Genomic DNA, 22,680 nt, shown 5'->3' on the forward strand with positions numbered 1-22,680 from the left:
AGGCAGCGAGCGCCCGGAGGTCGTTCCGGCTGAAGCCGGAGCGCCTTTGTTAAGAAAGATGTGAGTAAGGCATAGCTTAGCAAGGGGGGGCTGGGGGGGGTAAAACACCTAATGTTCTCAGCGATTTAATCCCATCTACAATCACATCTAGAACCCAATCCAAATTATGATAAACATTATCATTTGTAAACCTCAAAAAATTAATTCTTGCTGATTCAATAAATTCTTGCCTTTCCGCATCATATTCTACAGCACCTTCTTGAAAATGACTATCACCGTCAACTTCTAGTGCTAACTTGATTTCCGGCGAGTAGAAATCGATCGCAAATTCTGCTACGCTGTACTGTCTGCGAAATTTACAATTCTCAAGCTGTCTGTTTTTGATTTTCTCCCAGAGACGTTTTTCAGCTTTTGTCATTTCTCTGCCAAGCCGCTGTCGCTTGAGTTTTTCTGAGGTTTTGTTGTAAAGTTTTGTCATTTTTATATTTGGGTCTTTTCGTTGCTTGCTTGGCTTTTCTTACCCCCCCCAGCCCCCCCTTGCTAAGGGGGTGAGCAAGAGGGTTTTTCGTTGCTTGCTTGGCTTTTTTTACCCCCCCCAGCCCCCCCTTGCTAAGGGGGGAGAGCAAGAGGTTTTTTCGTTGCTTGCTTGGCTTTTTTTATCCCCGTTGCTAAGGGGGAGCAAGAGGGTTTTTTGAGGTTTTGTGAACTATCCGTGTAATACCAATTTTAAAAAAGAATGCAACAGTATTCTTGTTCCCCCCGCAATGCAGCGGGGGGGCTAGGGGGGATCGAAGAGTGTTGCACGATTTTAGAGAAATGGTATAAGTCCGGTAGATGCAAAAAAGGGGCAACTCGCGTCGCCCCTCATCTATTTAATCAACTGCAAAATTAAACTTCCACAGCAATCTTTTGTTCCGAAGCCTCCGGCGAATTCACTTCACTTGGCGGCACAACTTGCCAGAACTTAGGCAAATATTCCGACCAATTTGCTAAAATCTTCGCAGCTTTCTTGCTGCCAGTTCGATCGCACTGAGCCTCAATCAACTCCTTCAATTGCGCCTCCCCAGCCGCCGTACAAACGCGCTGCATCTTCACAATCTCCCCGTTGACATGAGCCGGGAAAGTCCCATCTTCATCGAGGAAATAAGCCAAGCCGCCAGTCATTCCAGCGCCGACGTTGCGGCCGACTTTTCCTAACACGACGATCGCGCCGCCAGTCATGTACTCGCAGCAGTGATCGCCCGCACCTTCAATGACTGCTTTCGCCATCGAGTTACGCACCGCAAACCGTTCGCCAGCTTTACCCGCAGCCAACAGAGTTCCCCCCGTCGCACCGTACAAACAAGTGTTACCGACGATCGCATTTTCAGAAGCATCATAAGTCGCACCAGCCGGGGGTGCGATCGCGATTTCGCCGCCGTGCATCCCTTTACCAACGTAGTCGTTGGCTTGGCCTGACAGTACCAGAGTCATCCCCGGCAAATTGAACGCGCCGAAGCTTTGGCCCGCGCTACCAGTGAAGTTGAGCGTGATTTGACCGCTAAAGCCGGTGTTCCCGTGTTGCTGTGCGATCGCACCTGCTAAACGCGCTCCCACAGTGCGATCGGTATTCACCAATTTTACATTCTTGCTAACAGTGCCGTGATTGGCGATCGCACTTTGAATCTCAGCATCCGCGAGCAAATCGTCGTCTAACACAGGCCCGTTGGTGTGTACGTCGCCGTGGATCAAGAAAGATCGATCGCTCTTAGTATCCGGTAACTTGGTCAAACAATCCAAATTAATCGCTTGGGTTTTAGTTAGTTTCACCCCATCGCGCATTTTCAGCAAATCCGCGCGGCCGATGATATCTGCGAGCGACTTATAACCCAATTTCGCCAGCAAACTCCGCACTTCTTGTGCTACGAAATAGAAGAAATTAACAACGTGTTCCGGTGTACCGGGGAACCGTTTCCGCAAGTGTTCTTGTTGAGTTGTCACGCCCACGGGACAACTATTCATGTGGCAAACGCGAGCCATAATACAGCCTTCTGCAATCATTGCCACCGTGCCAAACCCGTACTCTTCGCCGCCCATCAAAGCGCCTACAATCACGTCCCAGCCGCTTTTAAAGCCACCGTCAACACGCAGCAAAACTCGATCGCGCAATTTATTTTCCATCAGCACCCGGTGGACTTCGGTCAATCCGAGTTCCCACGGAGAACCTGCGTGCTTAATCGAACTCAGTGGTGAAGCACCGGTGCCGCCATCGTGGCCGGAAATTTGAATCACATCAGCATTTGCCTTGGCGACACCAGCGGCTACAGTCCCGATGCCGACTTCCGACACCAACTTCACCGAAACTCCTGCTTTCGGATTGATTTGGTGCAAGTCAAAAATCAACTGTGCCAAATCCTCGATCGAATAAATGTCGTGGTGAGGAGGAGGCGAAATCAGGGTGACACCAGGTTTCGACCGGCGCAAATAAGCAATGTACTCGCTCACTTTCGCCCCCGGCAATTGACCGCCTTCACCCGGTTTCGCACCTTGTGCGATCTTAATTTCGATTTGTTCGGCGTTCATCAGATACTCAGGAGTCACCCCGAAGCGTCCCGAAGCTACCTGTTTGATGGATGAAGAAGCTGTATCGCCGTTCTGCAAACCTTTCAAGTGAGGTAGCGTTTGTGAGAAACCCGCCTCGCTCACATCGTTTAGCACTTTGTAGCGCACCGGGTCTTCGCCGCCTTCGCCGGAGTTGGATTTGCCGCCGATGCGGTTCATGGCAATCGCTAGCGTTTCGTGGGCTTCCGGGGACAAAGCGCCGAGAGACATTCCGCCCGTGGCGAAGCGTTTGACAATATCTGCTACAGATTCTACTTCTTCGATCGCAATGGGAGGACGATCGCTCTGGAAATCCAGCAAATCCCGCAAAGCCGTTACCGGGCGATTTTCGAGCTGTTTCTTGTAAACCTCGTAATGGTCGTAGGCACTTTCCGAATTTTTGTCACCAATTGGTGTCATTTTGGGTTCGGCCCCGTTGCCATTACTGTTAGTTTGAGCCTTAAAAGTAGTCACAGCCTTGTGCAAAGCCTTGGCCATTTCCGGGCTGTTCATGTGATATTCGCCGCCCCGGCGGTACTGCACGAAGCCGAAGTTTTCCAACTTTTTCAGAACCAATTCTGGGAAAGCCTGACTGTGGAAAGACATTACCTCGTTAGCCAGTTCCGCGACACTCAAACCGCCGATGCGGGAAACAGTGCCTTTGAAGCCCAAATCGAGCAGATCGCCGCCAATGCCGATCGCCTCAAAGATTTGCGCCCCCTGATAGCTAGACAGCAGCGAAATCCCCATTTTCGACATAATTTTCAGCAGCCCGTTTTCCACCGCTGTGCGGTATCTAGCTTGAGCCTGCGTCACGGTAATATTGGGAACTTTGCCGTGCTGCATCAAATTTTGAGTCTTGGGGTCAGACCACCAGGCGCGCACGCTTTCCAATGCCAAGTAAGGGCAAACAGCCACCGCCCCGTAACCGAGCAAACAAGCGAAGTGGTGAGTGCTCCAACATTGGGCGCTATCCACAACCAGCGAAGTTTGCATCCGCAGACCGACGCTAATTAAGTGGTGGTGAACCGCACCAACTGCCAGGAAGGGCGGAATATAAGTGCATTCTGCACTCAATCCAACAGAAGATCCATCGCCTTCTTTCTTCAAAAGTCGATCGCTCAAAATCAGAATTCTCGAACCCTCGCGCACGGCTTGAGCCGCCTTTTGACAAAGTTGCTCGACTGCGGTTTTCAAACCGCCAGGCCCGGCCGCAATTTTGTAAAGCGTTGACAATTCGGTTGCGGGGAAAGACTTTTGCTCTTTCAAGAAACACAGTTCAGCGTCGTTGAGTACGGGGGAATCAATTTTTAGCCGCTTGGCATTTTCTGGTATTGCTTGCAGTAAATTGCCCCGCAGGCCCACATTCATCGTCAGCGACATCACCATCCCCTCGCGCAGGGGGTCGATCGGCGGATTTGTCACTTGAGCGAACCGCTGTTTGAAATAGTTGTACAGCAACTGAGGCTTTTCTGACAACACAGCCAAGGGAACGTCGTCGCCCATGCAGAAAGTCGGTTCTTTCCCAGAACTCGCCATCTCGACGATCACCATGTCCAAATCTTCGGCTGTGTAGCCGAAAGCAGTTTGGGTTGCCAACAGCGTTTGCGAGTCGAGGGTTGGGGTTTCGGCAAAAGGCTGCGGTTCCAAGGTTTCGCGGTGTTTTTGCAGCCATTCGCCGTAGGGATGCCGCTTAGCAATTCGCTGTTTGAGTTGCCAATTTTTGAGAATTTCTTGAGTTTGCAGGTCAACTGCAATCATTTGTCCTGGCCCCAAACGGCCTTTTTCGACAATATCTGCTTCGGGAATATCGACAACTCCGGCTTCGGAAGCCACAATTACCAAACCGTCTTTAGTAATGCAGTAGCGGGCCGGCCGCAAACCGTTGCGATCGAGCGTAGCACCTACTTGTTTCCCATCGCTGAACACCAGCAGTGCGGGGCCGTCCCAAGGTTCTTGAATGCCGCTGTAATATTCGTAAAAATCGACAATTTCTGGATAGGGAGCCAAATCCGGTTGATTTTTGTAGGCTTCGGGCACCAGAATTGTCAGGGATTCTAGGGGGGTGCGGCCGGAGTGCACCAACAACTCCATCACGTTGTCCAAGTTTGCCGAATCGCTGCTTTCGGGATTGACAATTGGGTTGAACGTGTCGATATCAGCTTGACTCCAATTCGGGTGAGCTAAATTCGCTTGCCGCGCCTTCATCCAAGTAATATTGCCCAACAGCGTGTTAATTTCTCCGTTGTGTCCCAGCAAGCGCATCGGCTGGGCTAAGCGCCAGCGGGGCAGGGTGTTGGTGCTGAAGCGCCGGTGATAGACGGCAAAAGAGCTTTTATAAGCGGGATTTTTCAGGTCTGGGTAAAATTCTGCCAGTACGGCCGATCGCACCATTCCTTTATAGACGATCGTGCGGCAGGAGAAAGAGCAAGTATAAAAGTCTTCGCGGGTGAAGTTGGGGCGATTTGACAGCGCGTGTCCGATCGTGCGGCGCGCCAGAAATAGATGTCTGTCGAGTTCGTCTCCGGCTAAGTGTGGTGAACTGACAATTACTTGTTCGATTTGAGGTTGATTTTCTAGCGCTTGCTCGCCCAAAACCGACGGTACAATGGGAACTTGGCGCCATCCCAAAAGTTTCAGCCCGCGATCGGTCAGAACTTGCTCAACCACCTGCCGCGCTATAGTCGCTTGAAATTTATCTTGAGACAGAAACAGCATTCCCACGCCGCAATTTTCCCGCGCCGGAGGCACAATTCCCTGTTCGGCAAACCAAGTATCCAGCAATTCCCAAGGAATCGCGGTCATCAAACCCGCACCGTCGCCGGAATCTTGGTCGGCACTGCAACCGCCGCGGTGTTCTAGACAAGTTAAAGCTGGAAGGGCTTTCTCAATAATCGAGTGGGTGGCTTCACCGCTTTGGTTGGCAATAAAGCCCACACCGCAGGCATCTCTTTCTTCCACTAACCAGCTTTGGCCGGCGAATGGAGTTCCTCGCTCAGTCTGATGCACGTTTCTGTTTCTGTTTGGATCGATCGTGTTACCCATGTTGATTGAATGTTATTTCCGTGATTGTGTGGTTGATGCGTTTTTATAGCTCGGAGAGAGAAGGCTGCCGAGCGGTGGGAGCCTAGTAAACTTTAAGACAGCACGTTGGAAGCTGATTTGATAAAAATTTACGTCTATGCGGCCTGTACTTAGCACTGAAACCCTGTTTGCAGATTTTAAATTATCTCGCTCGCATCCCCTCGGAGATGTCTCCTAGAATACCCTGCTGTTAAAAAGCAGTGATTCTTTGGGCAATCGCCGCCCTGCGACTACACACATTGCAGGCGATCTAGTTTTTTGTGTGGGTTTTTCCCGAGTTCGGAAGGGTAGCCTTGCGGACTCAGGTAGATAGTAACTTTAGCGTTATTTTGCTTGCTGCGCTGTTGAGTTGCTTTCGTCAGCGCCCGCAGAAACAAAAGCCACCTGCCCGCTCAGTCGGTAGGTGCAATGTAGCAGCGCGGTTCACAACTGGTGAAACCTGTCTTATTGTGAAGTCAACTCTCAAGCCGCGAACATCAAGTTTATCAAAAAATTGATAAAATTTCACCCATTACACTCAGAGTTTGCGCGCAAGTCTTGTCAGCGATCGTCCAGAACCCAGGCTAATATGGCTTGCCGAAACAGGTGGACAGTTGTCCACAACCCTAATTTGTGTTTTTTGACCCAAAAACGTTTGTAACTCATCAATGAAGGCTATTTCAAGGATTTCTGACATATTTATGGAGTATCTGGTAGAACCAGCGCAGCCTTTTTTAATCAACAATCTCACTCCATTTAGGGCCGAGAGTGTCAAAAATCATCCCATAATTAGGCCACGCCTGTTAATTAGGTTCTTAAGTTCCTCTTCCCTGAACTGCTGTCGTTCAATCAGCTAAAGCTAAGTCATTTTCTTAGTCTCAACTGCCATACAAACAGCGATTAGATCGAAAATTAAAGTCTTGTTTTTCAAATCGCTCTTTCATAGTTTGGCATCCCAAATATGTTAAGAAAAATGTAATTCAATGAATGTCGCAGCAGATAGAGGGACAATATTAGATATTAACTCTAAGAAGCTTCATGCTTAACAAAAACAGTAGGAATACGTAGGTATGACTAACATCACAAATCTTTTTCTAGGGTATCACATTAACGAGCAAATATACGCAGGCAATCGAACTCTAGTTTATCGTGGCTTTCGGTGTTCAAATGGGCAGCCCGTCGCGATCAAACTGCTGCGAAATGACTTTCCCCGCTTCAACGAACTGGTTCATTTCCGCAACCAGTACATCATTGCTAAAAACTTAGAGATCCCTGGCAGTGTTAAGGCATACAGCCTGGAGACTTACCATAACCACTATGCTCTGGTGATGGAAGACTTTGGGGGAATTTCCTTAAGTAGCTACCTCGCTAGTATAGCAGAAGCTAGCAAGGAACCTGTAGAAGGCTTGCCAGTTAACGAGTTTCTTCCTATGGCAATTCAAATTGCCAACGCCCTTGACGGACTTTATCGCCACCACGTCATCCATAAAGACCTCAAGCCCGCCAACATTCTGATTAACCCCACCAGCAAAGAAGTCAAGCTGATTGACTTCAGCATCGCTTCCCTGCTGCCTCGCGAAACCCAAGAAATTCAAAATCCCAACGTCCTCGAAGGCACTTTACCCTACATATCTCCAGAACAAACTGGCCGGATGAACCGAGGGATTGACTACCGCACAGATTTCTACTCTTTAGGAGTAACATTCTACGAATTACTAACAGGAAAGTTACCCTTCCAAACGGATGATCCAATGGATTTGGTACACTGTCACCTTGCCAAGCAGCCTATCCCAATCCATCACCTCAACAATAGCATTCCATTGGGGCTGTCTGAAATTGTTAGCAAACTGATGGCGAAGAATGCTGAAGATAGGTATCAAAGTGCGATCGGACTCAAGTTTGATTTGGAAACTTGTTTGCACGAATGGGAAGAGACAGGTCAAATTACTTCCTTTAAATTGGGAACGCGAGATTTGTGCGATCGCTTCATCATCCCCGAAAAATTATACGGTCGGGAAAGCGAAGTATTCTCCCTGCTAGAGGCGTTTGAGCGCGTGAGTGCCGGAAGCGCCGAAATGATGCTCGTTGCCGGTTTCTCAGGCATTGGCAAAACCGCTGTTGTCAACGAAGTTCACAAACCAATTGTGAGACAGCGGGGATACTTTATTAAAGGCAAATTCGACCAATTCCAACGCAACCTCCCCTTTTCAGCTTTTGTCCAAGCTTTTCGCGATTTAATGGGACAATTGCTATCGGAAACAGATGCTAAAGTTGAACAATGGAAGTTAGAAATATTGGCAGCTTTGGGCGATAGCGCTCAAGCGATCGTTGAAGTCATTCCCGAACTAGAACGGATTATCGGACCGCAACCGCCAGTCCCAGAACTTTCTGGCAGTGCCGGTCAAAATCGCTTCAATTTGTTGTTTGAAAAATTTCTTCAATTATTCACCACAAAAGAACATCCTTTAGTGATTTTATTGGACGATTTGCAATGGGCAGACTCAGCATCGTTAAAATTAATTCAACTGCTGATGAGTGCTACCGATAACTGCTATCTCTTATTAATTGGAGCTTATCGGGATAACGAAGTTTTTCCAGCGCATCCATTGATGCTGACGTTAGCAGAGATTCAAAAAACTGAAGCAAAGGTGAATACTATTACCTTAGCTCCCCTCGATCGAGCCGACGTAAATAGTTTAGTTGCCGATACTCTAGCTTGTTCTACAGCGTTGGCTCTACCTTTGACAGAACTCGTTTATCAGAAAACCCTAGGCAATCCATTTTTCAGCACACAATTCCTCAAATCTTTGCATGAAGATGGGCTAATTGAATTTAATTTTGAATCTCGGTATTGGCAGTGCGATATTGCCATAGTGCGAACCTTGGCACTAACGGATGATGTAGTAGAATTCATGGCACTTCAGTTGCGAAAGTTGCCAACCAGGACACAGGAAGTTTTAAAGTTAGCTGCTTGTATTGGCAATCAGTTCGATTTGGCGACGTTAGCAATTGTTGATGAAAATTCGCCAGTAGAAACCGCAACAGCTTTATGGAAGGCACTACAAGACGAGCTAATTTTACCGATCAGTGAAATTTATAAGTTTTATCAAGTAGAGGGGAATAGCAACTCGGTAATCGGTAATGGGAAGGAATCTGACCAATTACCCATTACCCATGACCAATTACCCAAATATAAGTTTTTACACGATCGCGTCCAACAAGCTGCCTATTCCCTGATTCCCGAAGACCAAAAGCGATCGACTCACTTACAAATCGGTCAACTGCTGTTAAAGAATACGCCCGAAGCCGATCGAGAAGAAAGAATTTTTGATATTGTCAATCACTTAAATGTGGGAGTTGAGCTAATTACCCCGGAGGCAGAACGGGAGCAATTAGCACGATTGAATCTGGTTGCTGGAAAGAAAGCCAAAGCTGCTACCGCTTATGCTGCTGCGGTTGAATATTTCAATGTTGGGAATAAATTACTGACAGCAAATAGTTGGGAAAATCAATACGAACTAACATTAGGGCTGCATACCGAAGCAGCAGAAGCGGCATATCTGTGCGGTGACTTTGACCGGATGGAAGAATTGGCATCAGTCGTGGAAAGCTGTGCCAAAATGCTACTGGATAAAGTGAAAGTATATGAAGTACAGATGCAAGCTTGTATGGCGCAAAATAAGTTACAGGAAGCGCTGAATACGGGACTACAAGTTTTAAAACTGTTGGGCGTAGAGTTTCCCTCGGAGCCAAATCCGTCTGATATTGGGCAGGCATTAGGCGAAACTGCGGCAATTTTTAACGAGAAGCGAATTGAGGATTTAATTGAGCTGCCTCAAATGAGGGAGCCCTATAAACTAGCAGCCATAAGACTTTTATCAAGTATCTTTGCTACTGCATACCTTGCTGCTCCTGCACTGTTGCCTTTGACTGTATGCAAACAAGTACAATTATCCGTCGAATATGGGAATGCTTCCGTTTCTCCCTTTGCTTACGCCAATTATGGTTTTCTTCTTTGTGGAGTTGTGGGAGATATTGATTCAGGTTATCAGTTCGGTCAATTGGCTTTAAGTCTAGTGTCAAAGTTAAATTCTCAAGAAATCAAAGCCAAGACAGCCTTCGTAGTAAATTTCTTGATCCGACATTGCAAAGAGCATCTCAGAGAAACCTTAGAGCCTTTGGTGTCAGCTTATTCGAGCGGAATGGAGACAGGAGATAGAGAATATGCAGCCTATAATTTATTACAGTATTCCTGTTCAGCTTACTATAGTGGCAAAGAACTCACTGTCCTTGAAAGAGAGATAGCAAGAAACAGAGATGCTATTGATAAAATTAAACAAAAAAAACCGCTGAATTATATAGAAATTTATTGGCAGTCTATCTTGAATCTGCTGGGAAAAAGTCAAAATTCCTGCATTCTCAAGGGTGAAGCCTACGATGAGCATATCAAGTTGCTAGTTTACCAGCAAACAAATGACCAAGTGGGATTTGCCTACATATATTTAAACAAGTTTTTACTTTGTTATTGGTTTGAAAAATACTCAGAAGCGATTGATAATATCGCTCTAGCAGAGAACTATTTAAATGCAGTAATAGGAATGCCCGTTGTTCCTGTTTTCCATTTCTACGATTCTCTAGTGAGGTTGGCGGTGTATTCTGATACTCCACAGTCTGAACAACAGAAACTTCTCGATCGAGTACAAGCTAATCAAGAAAAAATGCAACAGTGGGCGCATCATGCCCCCATGAATCATCTGCATAAATTCTATCTAGTAGAGGCAGAACGGCATCGGGTTTTAAACCAAAAAATAGAAGCGGTCGAGATGTACGACAAGGCTATTGCTTTCGCCCAAGAAAACGAGTACATCAACGAAGAAGCAGTTGCTCACGAACTCGCTGCCAAATTCTACTTAGAATGGGGCAAAGAAAAACTGGCAAAACCCTATTTAATTGATGCTTACTATGCTTACGCTCGTTGGGGAGCCAAAGCAAAGATTGACCATCTAGAACAGCGCTACCCCGAATTGCTTGCTGTGATCCTGCAACAGGAGCGAACTCGCCAGAATCCGACCGAAACAACACACACCTCGAACAGTGAATCATCTCTATCTAACAGGAATAGAACAATTATCGGTAGCACCAGCAGTTTGGAGTTAGTAGATTTGCCGACAGTGATCAAAGCTTTTCAAGCTCTTTCCAGTGAAATAGAACTAGAGCAATTGCTAACTACTTTGATGCAAGTAGTAGTGCAAAATGCCGGAGCACAAACCGGAGCATTAATTTTGGAGGAAGGTGGAAAGTGGAGAGTTGCCGTACACTGTACAAATCGCCAAGATTGTGACTTGGAATCACTTCTAGTTGAAGAAAGCAAAGCAATTCCTCTGAACATCATTAACTACGTCAAACGTACAAAAGAAATCCTGGTATTCGATCGTGCCAGCACTCAAACCACCTGGGCTGGCGATCCTTACATGATTGAGCACCAACCCAAGAGCGTATTATGCACTCCGATTCTCCATCAAGGCAAAGTAATGGGGATTCTGTATCTAGAGAATAATCTCACAACCGGGGCGTTTACGCGCGATCGCGTCGCCATCCTCAACATCCTGTGCTCCCAAGCTGCAATTTCCTTACAGAACGCCCGACTGTATCAGCAATCCCAGGAATACGCCCAAAAACTAGAGCTTTATCTTCACGATCTCAAACAGATGCAGTTGCAATTGGTGCAGGGTGAGAAGATGTCTGCTCTCGGAAATTTAGTCGCAGGGGTAGCCCACGAAATTAACAATCCCGTAGGCTTTATCGCCGGCAATTTGCAACCGGCTCAAGAATACCTACAAGATTTGTTCGAGCTAATCGATGTATATCAAGATAGTTTTCCCAAGCCAGGAGCTAAAGTTGAAGAAAAAATTGAGGATATAGACTTGGAGTATTTGCGAGAAGATTTACCCAAATTGATTGGCTCGATGCAGGAGGGAGTCGATCGCATCCGCAATATCAGTACGAGTTTGAGAACGTTTTCGAGGGCAGATAGCGATCGACCCGTTGCTTTCAATATTCACGACGGACTAGAGAGCACTCTGCTGATTCTCAAGCACCGTTTAAAAGCCAGCGAGTTCCGCCCTGCCATTGAAGTTGTGAAAGAGTACGGTAACTTGCCCCTCGTAAAATGCTTTCCCGGACAGTTAAACCAGGTATTTATGAACGTACTGGCAAATGCCATTGACGCTCTGGAGGAGTCAAATAAGGAGCGCAGTTTTAATCAAATTAAAGCCCTACCCAATCAAATCACGGTTCAAACTGCTCTGAGCGAATCCAACAATCAGGTTTTGATTCGCATTAAGGATAATGGAGTGGGGATGTCGAACTCAGTCAAGGAAAACATATTTAACCATTTATTTACAACCAAGTCTGTGGGTCAAGGAACTGGATTAGGATTGTCGATCGCCCGCCAAATTGTTGTGGAAAAACATGGAGGTACGTTAGCAGTGAATTCCTCCTTGGGGCAGGGTTCGGAGTTTGTGATTTCTATTCCGACATGAGCCGTTCGTGCTAGGATTTAACGCAATTAGCGCCATTTAGTAACAAGAAACATAGGGATATTCCGGGTTTCTAGATACCCATGGGTTTAAATGAAATTGTGAGTTGTAAGCTGTGAAATGTAATTTGTCCTGTTGGCGTTCAATATTGTCAGTCTCGATTTTACCCATACTGGCGATCGCCCCGTCTTTGTTTTGGAATCAACCCGGAAGAGCACAAGAGGGCGAGAGGGCTGGGTTGATTCATGCTTCGAGAGCCCGCCAGGGAATGAATTCCCTGGCTGATAGCGAAAGTGGGTTAAAACTCACATCTTGCACCATTCTCAAGAACAGGCAAGATGCCTGTGAAGCGAAGAGTGAATTTTCTCGCTTCACAGGCATCTTGCCTGTTCCTAAACAAGTAATTGAGAATGGTGCAGCATCTCAGTTAAAACCGACTGAAATATTGACAGATAGTTCTGTTGAGAGGACTTCAGCTATGAGACAAGGGTTTCAACCCCTGTCGGACTATAGGTTTTTGACTCAATCCCTACCGCCAGCTTCCAGAATCAAACAAGGCCGCCAAGTTTCTCTAAACGGCCGCATCCTGCCCCTAGCTTGGACTCAGCAGCCGGCAAACAGCACTGCTGCGAATTTCCGAACTTGGATTGCCGACGTTGGATTGATGCAAAGTGCGGGAGTGGATTTGCTCAACAGCGCCGACAGTGCTAAACAACCGGTGCAGTGGTTTTCGGTATCTTTAACCGGCGCTCAAAGCGTAGCAGCGCGGGCAACAGGCCCGTATCGTTACTTAGATGTTACCGATTTTGCTAGACTTGCCGGCTGGCAGATATCTGCTGATGGGAATATTCTGAAAATTACCTCTCAAACTGCAAGTGTTACCGGAATTCGGCAAGCAGAAAAAGAATGGGGCGATCGCATTGTTGTAGATCTCGATCGCCCCGCCCCTTGGCAAGTTAACTTTGTCGATACACCGAGCCCGTCTCCGACACCCACACCGCCAGATACGCCGGACGACCCCACAAAGCCCGCTCTCCCGCTGCCAATCATCCCCGCAGCGCCAAACCTCGAAACACCAGACGACCCGACCAAGCCCGCTCTCCCGCTGCAAATAACGCCCGCAAAACCGATCGCCGGTCAAGAATGGTCGATCGCGATCGATGCCAAAATCGCACCCGCCTTAATCCAGCGCGCGTTTCAAACCAGCAAACAATTACTATCTCTAAAAGTCGAACTTGCGGGGAATCAAACCAAAGTCAAAGTCACAATACCTTTAGGTTGGCGGCCGCAAGTTTTCAGCTTGGGAAATCCCAATCGATTAGTTATCGACATTCGCCCCGATTCGTTAATAGAAAAAAATATTCTTTGGACACAGGGAGTCAGATGGCGGCAGCAGTATCAAAATTTAGGAACTGCGCGTTTTCCCGTAGTTTGGTTAGAAGTTAATCCGCGTCAAACAGGTGTAAAAATTCGACCAATTCTCAGCAATCCGCCGACAGATAAAGGCACTGCACCTTTATTGCAAACAGCAGAAGTTTCGGGAACGGCTGCGGCAATTAATGCAGGGTTTTTCAATCGAATTAATCGGTTAGCTTTAGGGGCAATTCGCCGCGAGAATAAATGGCTTTCCGGGCCGATTTTGAACCGGGGGGCGATCGCCTGGAACGATCGGGGCGAATTTGCGATCGCCCGTTTGACTTTGCAAGAAACCTTGATAACTCCGACAAATCAACGTTTGCCTGTTTCTCATCTCAATAGTGCCTACGTACAATCGGGAATCGGTCGCTACAATCCCGATTGGGGAGCGACTTACACTCCGTTGTCTGAAAATGAGATAGTTGTCACAGTTGCGGGCGATTCTCTACGGGATAGCTTCGCTTCACGAGTTGTCAGCCAATCCCCCGGAGGTGCGCCGGGAACGACAACTTTTCCCATTCCAGCTAACGGTTATATTTTAGCTTTGCGTTCCGATTTTTCCCCTGTCCCTCAACTTTCTATCGGCACTTTATTGCGTTTGGAAAGTAACACAATCCCTGCGGATTTCAACCGTTTTCCTTATATTTTAGGCGGCGGGCCCGTGTTGGTACAAAACAGTCGAATTGTGCTGGATGCTAAGGCGGAAGGGTTTAGCGATGCCTATGTTCGACAGACAGCAATTAGAAGTGCGATCGGGCGAACTGCTGCGGGGAATTTGCTAATTGTAGCCGTGCACAATCGCGCGGGCGGGGCGGGGCCAAATTTCGCGGAACTGGCGCAGATATTGCAGCAAATGGGTGCTGTGGAGGCTTTAAATTTGGATGGGGGAAGTTCGACGAGTTTGTATTTGGGAGGGAGTTTGCTCGATCGACCTCCGTCTACTGCTGCGAGAGTTCATAATGCGATCGGTATTTTCATTCAACCATAAACCGTCACCTTAAATAGTCGGCAAATTGTCGGTAAATTCTCAGCGGTTAGAAACCGCTACTAAACCAACAAAGTTCACCTAGGTGGACTGGGAACTGGAGTTTAGACGCACCTTACGGTTAGACTTTTTTGATGACGTTACTCGACAAAATCGGGTGTCGGAGCACGCGGCGCGGCAAAATTAGGCTAGATGGGGATTTTTGAGGGTTGTGAGCCTGTCAGCCTCAAATTTAAGACTGATTAGCCGATCGACCCACCAGATATGGGAAAATCGATCAGCGTTTGCCGGTAAACCTCCGGCAATCCGGTGTCAAAACACCGCCCTTGCACAACATAACCAGCCATTCCCTCGAACTGCCGCAATTTATCCAAACAGGAAGTTAACTGGAATTCGCCTCTTTCTCGAAAATTGCCGTTAATATGTTCCGCCAAATAATCAAATATTTTAGGATCGAGGACATACATCCCAAACATTGATAAAAATGAATCATCCGCCATTCCTTCTACGCTTAAATGCTGCCGCGCATACTCGATATCCGGCTTTTCGTAAAGTTGCGTCACAGACAAAATAGAATCTTGTTCCTGCCAAACTCCCGCCGCGCAGCCGTAGTGATGAATTACCTCAGCTTGTGTTACTCTCAAACCAATTACGCTTTGCTGCACTTGCGAGTAAATATCCAATAGCTGGCGCGCGCAAGAACTTTCAGTTTGCGAGGAGTAAATGTGGTCGCCCAAAAGCAGGAGAAATGGCTCGTTGTTCGCCCATTCTTTAGCACAAAATACCGCGTGGCCGAATCCTTCCTGAACATCTTGAGTCAGAATTGTCACTTGCTGGCCCAAATCTTGTAAGTATTGGCTGTATTGCTGATTTTGCAGAGACAATTTTTGGAAAAGTTCGGGAGACGGGGGAGTTTTAAAGAAATCTTCAAAAAAAGTGCGATCGCCCTTTTGCACCACTATACCAACTTCTTCGATTCCCGCGCTCAAAGCTTCTTCCACAATTGCCAAAATTATCGGTTTAGCGCGGCCTTCGCGATCGATAATGGGGAAGAATTCCTTCTTGACTGCCTTAGTAGCCGGAAACATCCGAGTGCCGAAACCAGCGGCCGGAATCACGGCTTTGCGGACTCTGTACTGAGAACGGATTGTCAGTTTCAGGCATTCCATCTGGGGGAAATCGCTGTTTATAATATCGATAACTTGCTGCTGAGTGTCCTCATCTTTCACGATAAACTGCGCCGTCCCGTCTCCTTGAGAACCTACTCCCTTCCCTCCCCAAATATAAGGCTGAATCGGTTGATAGTTTAGGATTTCGTGCAAAACTGGAGCAGTTAATTGCCCTGGACAAGCGGGGATTAAATACCTGTCAAATTCCCTCTGGGCAACTTTCATCAACTCGCCGATTTTAACTGCATCTCCCTGCTGTAAAGCGGAGGCCGCAGCTTGGGTAATTTGAGAACTAATTGCACCGAGATATTTCTGCACGTTTTCTAGAACTTCATTCGCCGCATACGGGTAAGCCTGATTGAGGCTTGCCAGAATTTCTTGAGTATTTTTGCTAGCGCCCAAATCAACGATTACAAAAAACAAATCTTTGGCAACTTTTAGCTCAACAACATCCATTCCCGTGCCGTCAAAAATCATCATTATCGGGCGATTTCCATAGGCACAACCCTGATCCATGCGGCCGCAGCGCGAAGGTGTTGCAGTCTCGCCTAGATAAGCCATTTCCATTTCGGCGCGGAGGTTCATTTTTAAATCGTATAAGCGATTGAAAGCGCGGGCTACTAACACGCAAATTGCAGCACTTGATGACAAGCCTTTCTGAATTGGCAAATCTGTTAAATAATTGTCAATTTCTAGTCCTCTCACGTCGCAGTGGGAAAGCAATTGATAAGCAACACCCGCTGCATAACTAAAAAAAGTTCCTCTTTCTGCCTCAGCAAGCAGAGCATTTTTTTCCATCGGGAGTGCAGCTTCAATTTTTGTGCCGTCATTTAAAGCAGCCCGCAAAATTAAGTGTGTGGGATGTTGGTTAACTTCGGCATAAATTCCTTGATTTGTACTGGTAATCAAAGTGCAGCCTTTTTCGATAGCGGGATTGCGCGGGCGATAACCTGCGGCCCAATCGCTGTGTTCGCCAAATAAACAAAGGCGGCCTGGCACAAAAAGTTTCATTGCATCTATCTAAGGGTATCTATATTGCGATTACTGTAACCTGAAATGCAGATATTTTAATCAAACTCGATCGTCCTCTGGGTTGATGTAAGTGGCTGGCGCAATTTGTTTTAATAAATGTAAAGTTAGAGTTGAAGGGACAATTTCAATGCGTAAGTTAAACATAGGTCTATCTGACGAGCAGCGTGCAGGCGTTATCGAACTGTTGAATCACGACCTGGCAGATGCTTATCTCCTGTTAATCAAAACCAAAAAGTATCACTGGGATGTAGTGGGCCCGCAGTTTAGATCGCTCCACCAGTTGTGGGAAGAACACTATCAGGCGTTAACACTAAATATCGATGCTATGGCCGAACGGGTGAGAACTTTAGGTGGCTATCCCATTGGTACTGCTGAGGGTTTTCTGAAGTATGGCTCGATTAAAGAACATATCGGCGATTTGCCTTTGGCTACGGAAATGGTATCGCGTTTAGTTGACGACCACGAACTGATTATTCGCAATCTCCGCCAACACGTCGAACAGTGCGGTGAAGAGTTTAAGGATGACGGAACCGCAGACTTTTTGACTGGTTTGATGGAACAGCACGAACAAATGGCTTGGATGCTGCGCTCGTTTATTGAAGGGGAATCTATTTCGCCCGACGGTAAGCAGCCGAAAGCTCAAACCGCTACAGCTTCTCACGCTTAGAGATATATAAGTAGAAGGAAGAAGCAAAAATTTATTTCCGTTGATTTCACTCTCTTCCATAGCTTGCCTCAAAAACCAGGTTTCTTTAAGAAATCTGGTTTTTGAGCTTTGGTTTATTCGCGTTATCGGTTGGCAAAATTATTGAATCGCATTCTTTCATAAACCTGGGACGGGAGCATTTTATGAATCATGGTTCGCCTCTTGATGGTGGAAATTGTTGTGCCTTCAGTCTCTGTTGATGTTGATGTTGATATTGATTTTAAGGCTGACCGAGATAGAGTAACTGATGAAACTAGAATTTTTAATATACTTTCTATTGATAAAATGTACAAATTATGGCGTAAAAGAGTCATCAATGAATCTTCTCGAAAAGCGCGATACAGCCAAAATAATGTACTGCGATGGTTGCCGTTACGGTTGCTTTTAACTGCTAAATTGTATATATAAAAACTGCTGTTAGACCAGCGATAAATATTGGCAGGAATTTCAGGATGCCGCTCCCGGACATCTGCCATAATTAGAGAGTGAGATTTTGCCATTGCTGCATAGTTGCAAGACATACTGCTGGAAATCTGTCGGTAGCCAACTAAAAATTCTGGCACTACTTTAAATTGATAATGCTCGGCGATGCGGAGAAAAAGTTCCAAGTCTTCGCAGCCTTGGGCGTTTTCGGCTTTCAATTGGCAATTGTAACCGCCGACTCTCTCGAAACAAATGCGGCGGATCAGAGATGAACTCGCATTACCCATAAAATATTTATAAACTAAAGCTTTGTATACTTCTCCTTCGATGGTGGAGTTGTAAAATCCACCTGTGAATAAGTCTTTTTCGTTGATATCAAGTGACCACGAATAGACAACTCCTACAGATTGTTTTGATTTAATTAAGCATTCGACTTGTTTTTCTAGGTTTTGCGGATACCAAATATCGTCGGCATCAATGGGAGCAATATATTCGCCTTTTGATTTTTCAATTGCTAAGTTGCGAGCGGCGGCTACGCCGGCATTGGATTGCTGAAATAACCTGACTCGGCTATCTTTTTGAGCAAAAGATTTGACGATTTCGGGTGTTGTATCTGTAGAGCCGTCGTCTACTACTAAAACTTCTATGTTTTGATAAGTTTGAGATAAAACAGATTCTAATGTTTTAACAATAAATTTTTCAGCGTTGAAAGCTGGTATAATTACCGAAACTAATGGGTGATTTAAATTGTTTAGGGAGGTGTCCATGTAATATAAAAACTGGTTTATGTAAAAGTTTTGCCTCAAAGGGATCTAGCTAAGGGTATGTTAGCAAATTACGAAAGCCCGATCGTACACCGTCGGAAATTTTAAGACCTATATTTAAAATATATTGCCAAAAGTCCTAAAATGTGAATTGACGCCGAAGTCGGGATAGAGACTTGGTTCAGGAGTCACTCGCCGATGAGGTCTGTAAAAGAAACTGTACCGGACAAGTCCTGACAGCCTGCGGGTTCCCGTACAAAGTATGTTTGATTTTATACGGTGTGCTTACTTATAAAATCACAGTCTTGTGCGGTGCAAGACAGCCGCACAAAAATGCTGCTGGTGCTTTTTCGCAAGTTTACACAAACAATCCTATATTTAAAGATTTTGTAAAGCTGTTGTCTGCATCAGGTCAGTCTCAGCAAGATATGGCGTAGAATACAGGTATGAATTAGGAAAAATCCAATCGAGAATGCCAGCAAAAAATCTAGTTGAATACAAACAGCAATCGAGTTATAAATAAAAAAGTACAGCTAATTTTACCCTTCGTAAAGTAGCAACAATAAAATTCAAGCAAATTTTGGTTCCTGCAATTTAAACAATTTAGGTAATGATTTCTACCGCTGACCCCACTGTATCCGTCATTATCCCAGTCCACAACGGGGGCGCTTACTTCCGCACCTGTTTGTCAAAACTGGCTCAAGCTGTGCCCAGACCGATCGAGATTATTGTAGTAGCAGATGGCGAAAGCGACGGTTCCTGGCGTCTGGCCAAGGAATTCGGTGCCAAATTAATCAGAATTCCTGAGTGCGGGGGCCCAGCCCGAGCGAGAAATTTGGGAGCGCAAGCTGCGAAGGGAGATATTCTGTTTTTTGTGGATGCTGATGTCGCTGTTTGTCCAGAAGCTGTGGGCTATGCGGTATCGGTGTTCAAAAATAACCCCTACTTGGCTGCTTTCATCGGCTCTTACGACGATGCTCCTGGAGATCCCGATTTTCTATCGCAGTACAGGAACTTGCTGCACCACTACGTGCACCAAACAGGTAATGAAGAAGCTTCAACTTTTTGGGGAGCTTGCGGAGTGATTCGCCGGGAAATTTTTTTGCAGATGGGTGGTTTTAATGAGAGTTACCGCCAAGCTTCGATAGAAGATATTGAGCTCGGCTACCGTTTGAAACAAGCAGGTTATAACATTCGGCTGTGCAAAACATTGCAGGTGAAGCATTTAAAGCGGTGGGAACCGATGGGGATGGTGAAAGCGGACTTTTTCTACCGAGCGCTGCCTTGGACAGAACTGATTTGGCGAGATCGCAAATTGAATAACGACCTCAATTTGCAAGTTTCAAACCGGATCAGCGTGATTTTAACTTATGCCGTGCTGCTGGCAGTTTTGGGGACGTGCTGGTCGCTGAGCTGTCTGCTAGTGGCTGGCTTGCTGGCAATACCACTGGTAGCAATTAATGCACAGCTTTACCGATTTTTTCACCGCAAACACGGTATCGTATTTGCTCTGAAAACAATTCCTTGGCACTGGCTTTTCTACTTTTACAGCGGACTGGCATTTGCGATCGGCACTGGTCGCTACTTATACCAAAAAAAGCCATTGACTGGCAAAGTTAGCTTGCCAGTATCCGCTCAATAAATCAAGGCAAATCGTCCTTCAACATCAGGTCGCTCCATAGTTTCTCAGGGTATTCACGGGTGCATCTATCACTTTGACAAGTTATAAATAACTGTATAGTTCGATTCAAATGCTGGAGGTAGGCTGAGTGAAACATTATCCTGTTGCGATCGTCGGTGCAGGTCCTGCGGGCTTGACTGCTGCCTACGAGCTAGTCAAGCAAGGCATCATCCCTGTTGTACTAGAAAAAGGTGATAAAGTTGGGGGAATAGCTCGCACCGAAAGCTACAAAGGCTATCGTTTCGACATTGGCGGCCACCGCTTTTATACTAAAGTTGAAGCCGTGCAGCAGTTGTGGCAAGAGGTACTGGGAAATAAGTTTATTAAAGTGCCGCGATTGTCGCGAATTTTTTATCGAGGTAAATTTTTTAACTATCCGATCAGTGCCTTCAATACTCTTTTTAATTTGGGCATAATTGAGAGTACCCTAATTATTTTGAGTTATCTGAAAGTTAGAATTTGGCCGCTTCGGGAAGAAAAAACTTTTGAACAGTGGGTGATCAATCGTTTTGGCGAACGCTTGTATAAAACATTTTTTAAGACTTACACTGAAAAAGTTTGGGGAATTCCTTGTTCGGAAATTCAAGCAGATTGGGCGGCGCAGCGGATTAAAGGATTGTCCCTGACGACAGCTATTATTAATGCTTTGTTTGGCAGCAACGACACTAAAACATTAATCAAAGAGTTTGATTATCCGGCTTTGGGCCCGGGGATGATGTGGGAAAAGTTCGCGGAAGCTGTAGAAAATAAAGACGGCAAAGTTTATCTCGATACTAAAGTCATTAGCTTTGAACGTGAAGGGAATAAAATTAAAAGTATTACTGCTGAGCAGAACGGAGAATTAGTTCAATATTCGGCGGATAATTTTATTACGAGTATGCCGATATCGGCACTGGTAGCAAGACTGAAGCCGCAGCCGCCAGAAGAGGTGTTGCACGCCGCGCGATCGCTCAAATATCGAGATTTTTTGATTGTATCGCTGATTGTCAATCGCAAGGATTTGTTTCCTGACAACTGGATTTACATTCACTCCCCCGAAGTCAAAGTGGGACGAATTCAAAACTTTAAGAATTGGAGCGCCGCTTTAGTTCCTGACGCCAGCAAAAGTTGTTTGGGAATGGAATATTTCTGTAGCGTAGGGGACGAGATTTGGGAAATGTCGGACACGCAACTTATCGAATTAGCAACTCGCGAATTGGTTGGTTTGGGGTTAGCAACAACTGCTGATGTGGAAGATGGAGTTGTCATACGGCAACTTAAAGCTTATCCAGTTTATGATGGGGAATATCGAGGACACTTGCAGGTACTTGAAGGTTTTTTGAAGGGATTTGAGAATTTGCAGACGATCGGGCGAAACGGTATGCACCGATACAACAATCAAGACCATTCTATGCTGACGGGGATTCTGGCTGTGAGAAATATTCTCGGCGAAAAGCACGATTTGTGGGATGTGAATACTGAGCGATCGTACTATGAAGATTTTAGTGTCGATCGCTCAAAAGAAAAGAAGGATTCGGATTTAATTTCGCAGTCTAGTTGATATTTTTGGAACTATGGCGATGGGGCTATTCCCTACGGGATAGCTCCGCTTCACCTGCATATTTTGTTTGTGGGCGATCGCTCAACTATCATCAGGTAACGGCGGCAATAATGCCTCTACTTGTACCAGTAAACTAGGCAAAACACTTGTAACAATATTCCAAATAACTTCAGATCTCACTTGGTCATAACGGTGAACCAAAATATTTCGTAAGTTAATCGCATTTCGCCAATCAATTTCGGAATGGAACTGCTGAAATTAGATCGACACTCTTCGAGCTGCCTCCCCCCAAATCCCCAACTGCCGCTCTACGGCACTTTGCATAAAAACACTTTCAAGATATGTCTCGCATGACGCATCAGCCGTAAACTCCTGAATCCGACGGATTGCCTGCGCCATGTCCCAAAGTGAAGCACTATCCCGATCGTTGGCTTGCATAAATCACTCGATAGGTTTTCAAAATGTTCGATCGCCGATAGGGATTTTTTAACTGCTTTTTTTCCACCAAATCTACAGAACGCTGAAATAAATGCTCTATTTGCTCCTGCATACTCAAGAGATCGGATAGTGTGAGGCGGTGCGATGGCTCATATGTCACCAGTACATCGACATCGCTATCAGGGCGAAAATCATCCCGCAGCACCGAGCCAAACAGTGCAAATTCGACAATGTTCCAGCGCTGGCAAAATTGTGCGATCGCATCTAAAGAAACTTTTAGGCGATCGCTCACTACATATTCTAAATCCGATTGCAACTCAATCATGCGCGAGGAAACCTCCAAC

At 46.1% G+C, this 22,680-nt stretch carries 10 protein-coding genes and 1 pseudogene; 5 read left to right on the plus strand and 6 right to left on the minus strand.

Annotated features, from left to right (window positions below; genetic code table 11):
• Positions 1 to 76: 76 nt before the first annotated feature.
• Both QUB30_RS26385 and QUB30_RS26390 read right to left on the minus strand, forming a co-directional pair.
• Positions 77 to 478, minus strand: coding sequence for an endonuclease domain-containing protein (locus QUB30_RS26385; protein ID WP_333339681.1), 402 nt, complete (start codon positions 476 to 478; stop codon positions 77 to 79).
• A 410-nt stretch (positions 479 to 888) separates the two neighbouring features.
• Entirely contained in the window at positions 889 to 5,625 is a 4,737-nt protein-coding gene (locus QUB30_RS26390; protein ID WP_333339684.1) for a glutamate synthase-related protein, read from the minus strand.
• 1,088 nt (positions 5,626 to 6,713) lie between these two features.
• On the opposite strand from QUB30_RS26390, the gene QUB30_RS26395 reads away from it, so the two are divergent.
• Both QUB30_RS26395 and QUB30_RS26400 read left to right on the plus strand, forming a co-directional pair.
• Entirely contained in the window at positions 6,714 to 12,185 is a 5,472-nt protein-coding gene (locus tag QUB30_RS26395; protein WP_333339687.1) for an AAA family ATPase, read from the plus strand.
• A gap of 112 nt (positions 12,186 to 12,297) precedes the next feature.
• Entirely contained in the window at positions 12,298 to 14,586 is a 2,289-nt protein-coding gene (locus QUB30_RS26400) for a phosphodiester glycosidase family protein (protein WP_445300551.1), read from the plus strand.
• Between the two features lie 239 nt (positions 14,587 to 14,825).
• On the opposite strand, the gene QUB30_RS26405 is transcribed toward QUB30_RS26400, so the two are convergent.
• Positions 14,826 to 16,763 (minus strand): sugar phosphate nucleotidyltransferase, encoded by a 1,938-nt coding sequence (locus QUB30_RS26405; RefSeq protein ID WP_333339694.1) that lies wholly within the window; start codon positions 16,761 to 16,763, stop codon positions 14,826 to 14,828.
• A gap of 148 nt (positions 16,764 to 16,911) precedes the next feature.
• Between QUB30_RS26405 and QUB30_RS26410 the strand changes: the two genes are divergently transcribed.
• Positions 16,912 to 17,451 carry a Dps family protein gene (locus QUB30_RS26410; RefSeq protein WP_333339698.1) on the plus strand — a complete coding sequence of 180 codons (540 nt, stop codon included), beginning with the start codon at positions 16,912 to 16,914 and terminating at the stop codon, positions 17,449 to 17,451.
• Between the two features lie 122 nt (positions 17,452 to 17,573).
• Here QUB30_RS26410 and QUB30_RS26415 read toward each other — a convergent pair whose 3' ends face one another.
• Positions 17,574 to 18,680 (minus strand): glycosyltransferase family 2 protein, encoded by a 1,107-nt coding sequence (locus tag QUB30_RS26415; RefSeq protein ID WP_333339700.1) that lies wholly within the window; start codon positions 18,678 to 18,680, stop codon positions 17,574 to 17,576.
• Positions 18,681 to 19,287: 607 nt separating this feature from the next.
• Here QUB30_RS26415 and QUB30_RS26420 point away from each other — a divergent pair.
• Complete coding sequence (locus tag QUB30_RS26420) at positions 19,288 to 20,319, plus strand: glycosyltransferase family 2 protein (RefSeq protein ID WP_333339703.1); 1,032 nt, start codon at positions 19,288 to 19,290, stop codon at positions 20,317 to 20,319.
• 127 nt (positions 20,320 to 20,446) lie between these two features.
• On the plus strand, positions 20,447 to 21,898 hold the full coding sequence (locus tag QUB30_RS26425; RefSeq protein ID WP_333339705.1) for an NAD(P)/FAD-dependent oxidoreductase: 1,452 nt from the start codon (positions 20,447 to 20,449) through the stop codon (positions 21,896 to 21,898).
• An 81-nt stretch (positions 21,899 to 21,979) separates the two neighbouring features.
• Here QUB30_RS26425 and QUB30_RS26430 read toward each other — a convergent pair.
• Positions 21,980 to 22,336, minus strand: a pseudogene (locus QUB30_RS26430) (HepT-like ribonuclease domain-containing protein).
• Complete coding sequence (locus QUB30_RS26435) at positions 22,314 to 22,661, minus strand: nucleotidyltransferase family protein (RefSeq protein WP_333339708.1); 348 nt, start codon at positions 22,659 to 22,661, stop codon at positions 22,314 to 22,316. The pseudogene QUB30_RS26430 and the gene QUB30_RS26435 overlap by 23 nt, the downstream one beginning before the upstream one ends.
• Positions 22,662 to 22,680 lie beyond the last annotated feature (19 nt).

The sequence above is a fragment of the Microcoleus sp. BROC3 genome (assembly GCF_036702515.1).
In the GTDB taxonomy this organism is placed as follows: Bacteria; Cyanobacteriota; Cyanobacteriia; order Cyanobacteriales; family Microcoleaceae; genus Microcoleus.

What these genes read in the sequence shown, in the direction of transcription:
- QUB30_RS26385 (WP_333339681.1), bottom strand. Translation starts at nt 478, where the DNA reads ATGACAAAACTTTACAACAAAACCTCAGAAAAACTCAAGCGACAGCGG.
- QUB30_RS26390 (WP_333339684.1), bottom strand. Translation starts at nt 5,625, where the DNA reads ATGGGTAACACGATCGATCCAAACAGAAACAGAAACGTGCATCAGACT.
- QUB30_RS26395 (WP_333339687.1), top strand. Translation starts at nt 6,714, where the DNA reads ATGACTAACATCACAAATCTTTTTCTAGGGTATCACATTAACGAGCAA.
- QUB30_RS26405 (WP_333339694.1), bottom strand. Translation starts at nt 16,763, where the DNA reads ATGAAACTTTTTGTGCCAGGCCGCCTTTGTTTATTTGGCGAACACAGC.
- QUB30_RS26410 (WP_333339698.1), top strand. Translation starts at nt 16,912, where the DNA reads ATGCGTAAGTTAAACATAGGTCTATCTGACGAGCAGCGTGCAGGCGTT.
- QUB30_RS26415 (WP_333339700.1), bottom strand. Translation starts at nt 18,680, where the DNA reads ATGGACACCTCCCTAAACAATTTAAATCACCCATTAGTTTCGGTAATT.
- QUB30_RS26420 (WP_333339703.1), top strand. Translation starts at nt 19,288, where the DNA reads ATGATTTCTACCGCTGACCCCACTGTATCCGTCATTATCCCAGTCCAC.
- QUB30_RS26435 (WP_333339708.1), bottom strand. Translation starts at nt 22,661, where the DNA reads ATGATTGAGTTGCAATCGGATTTAGAATATGTAGTGAGCGATCGCCTA.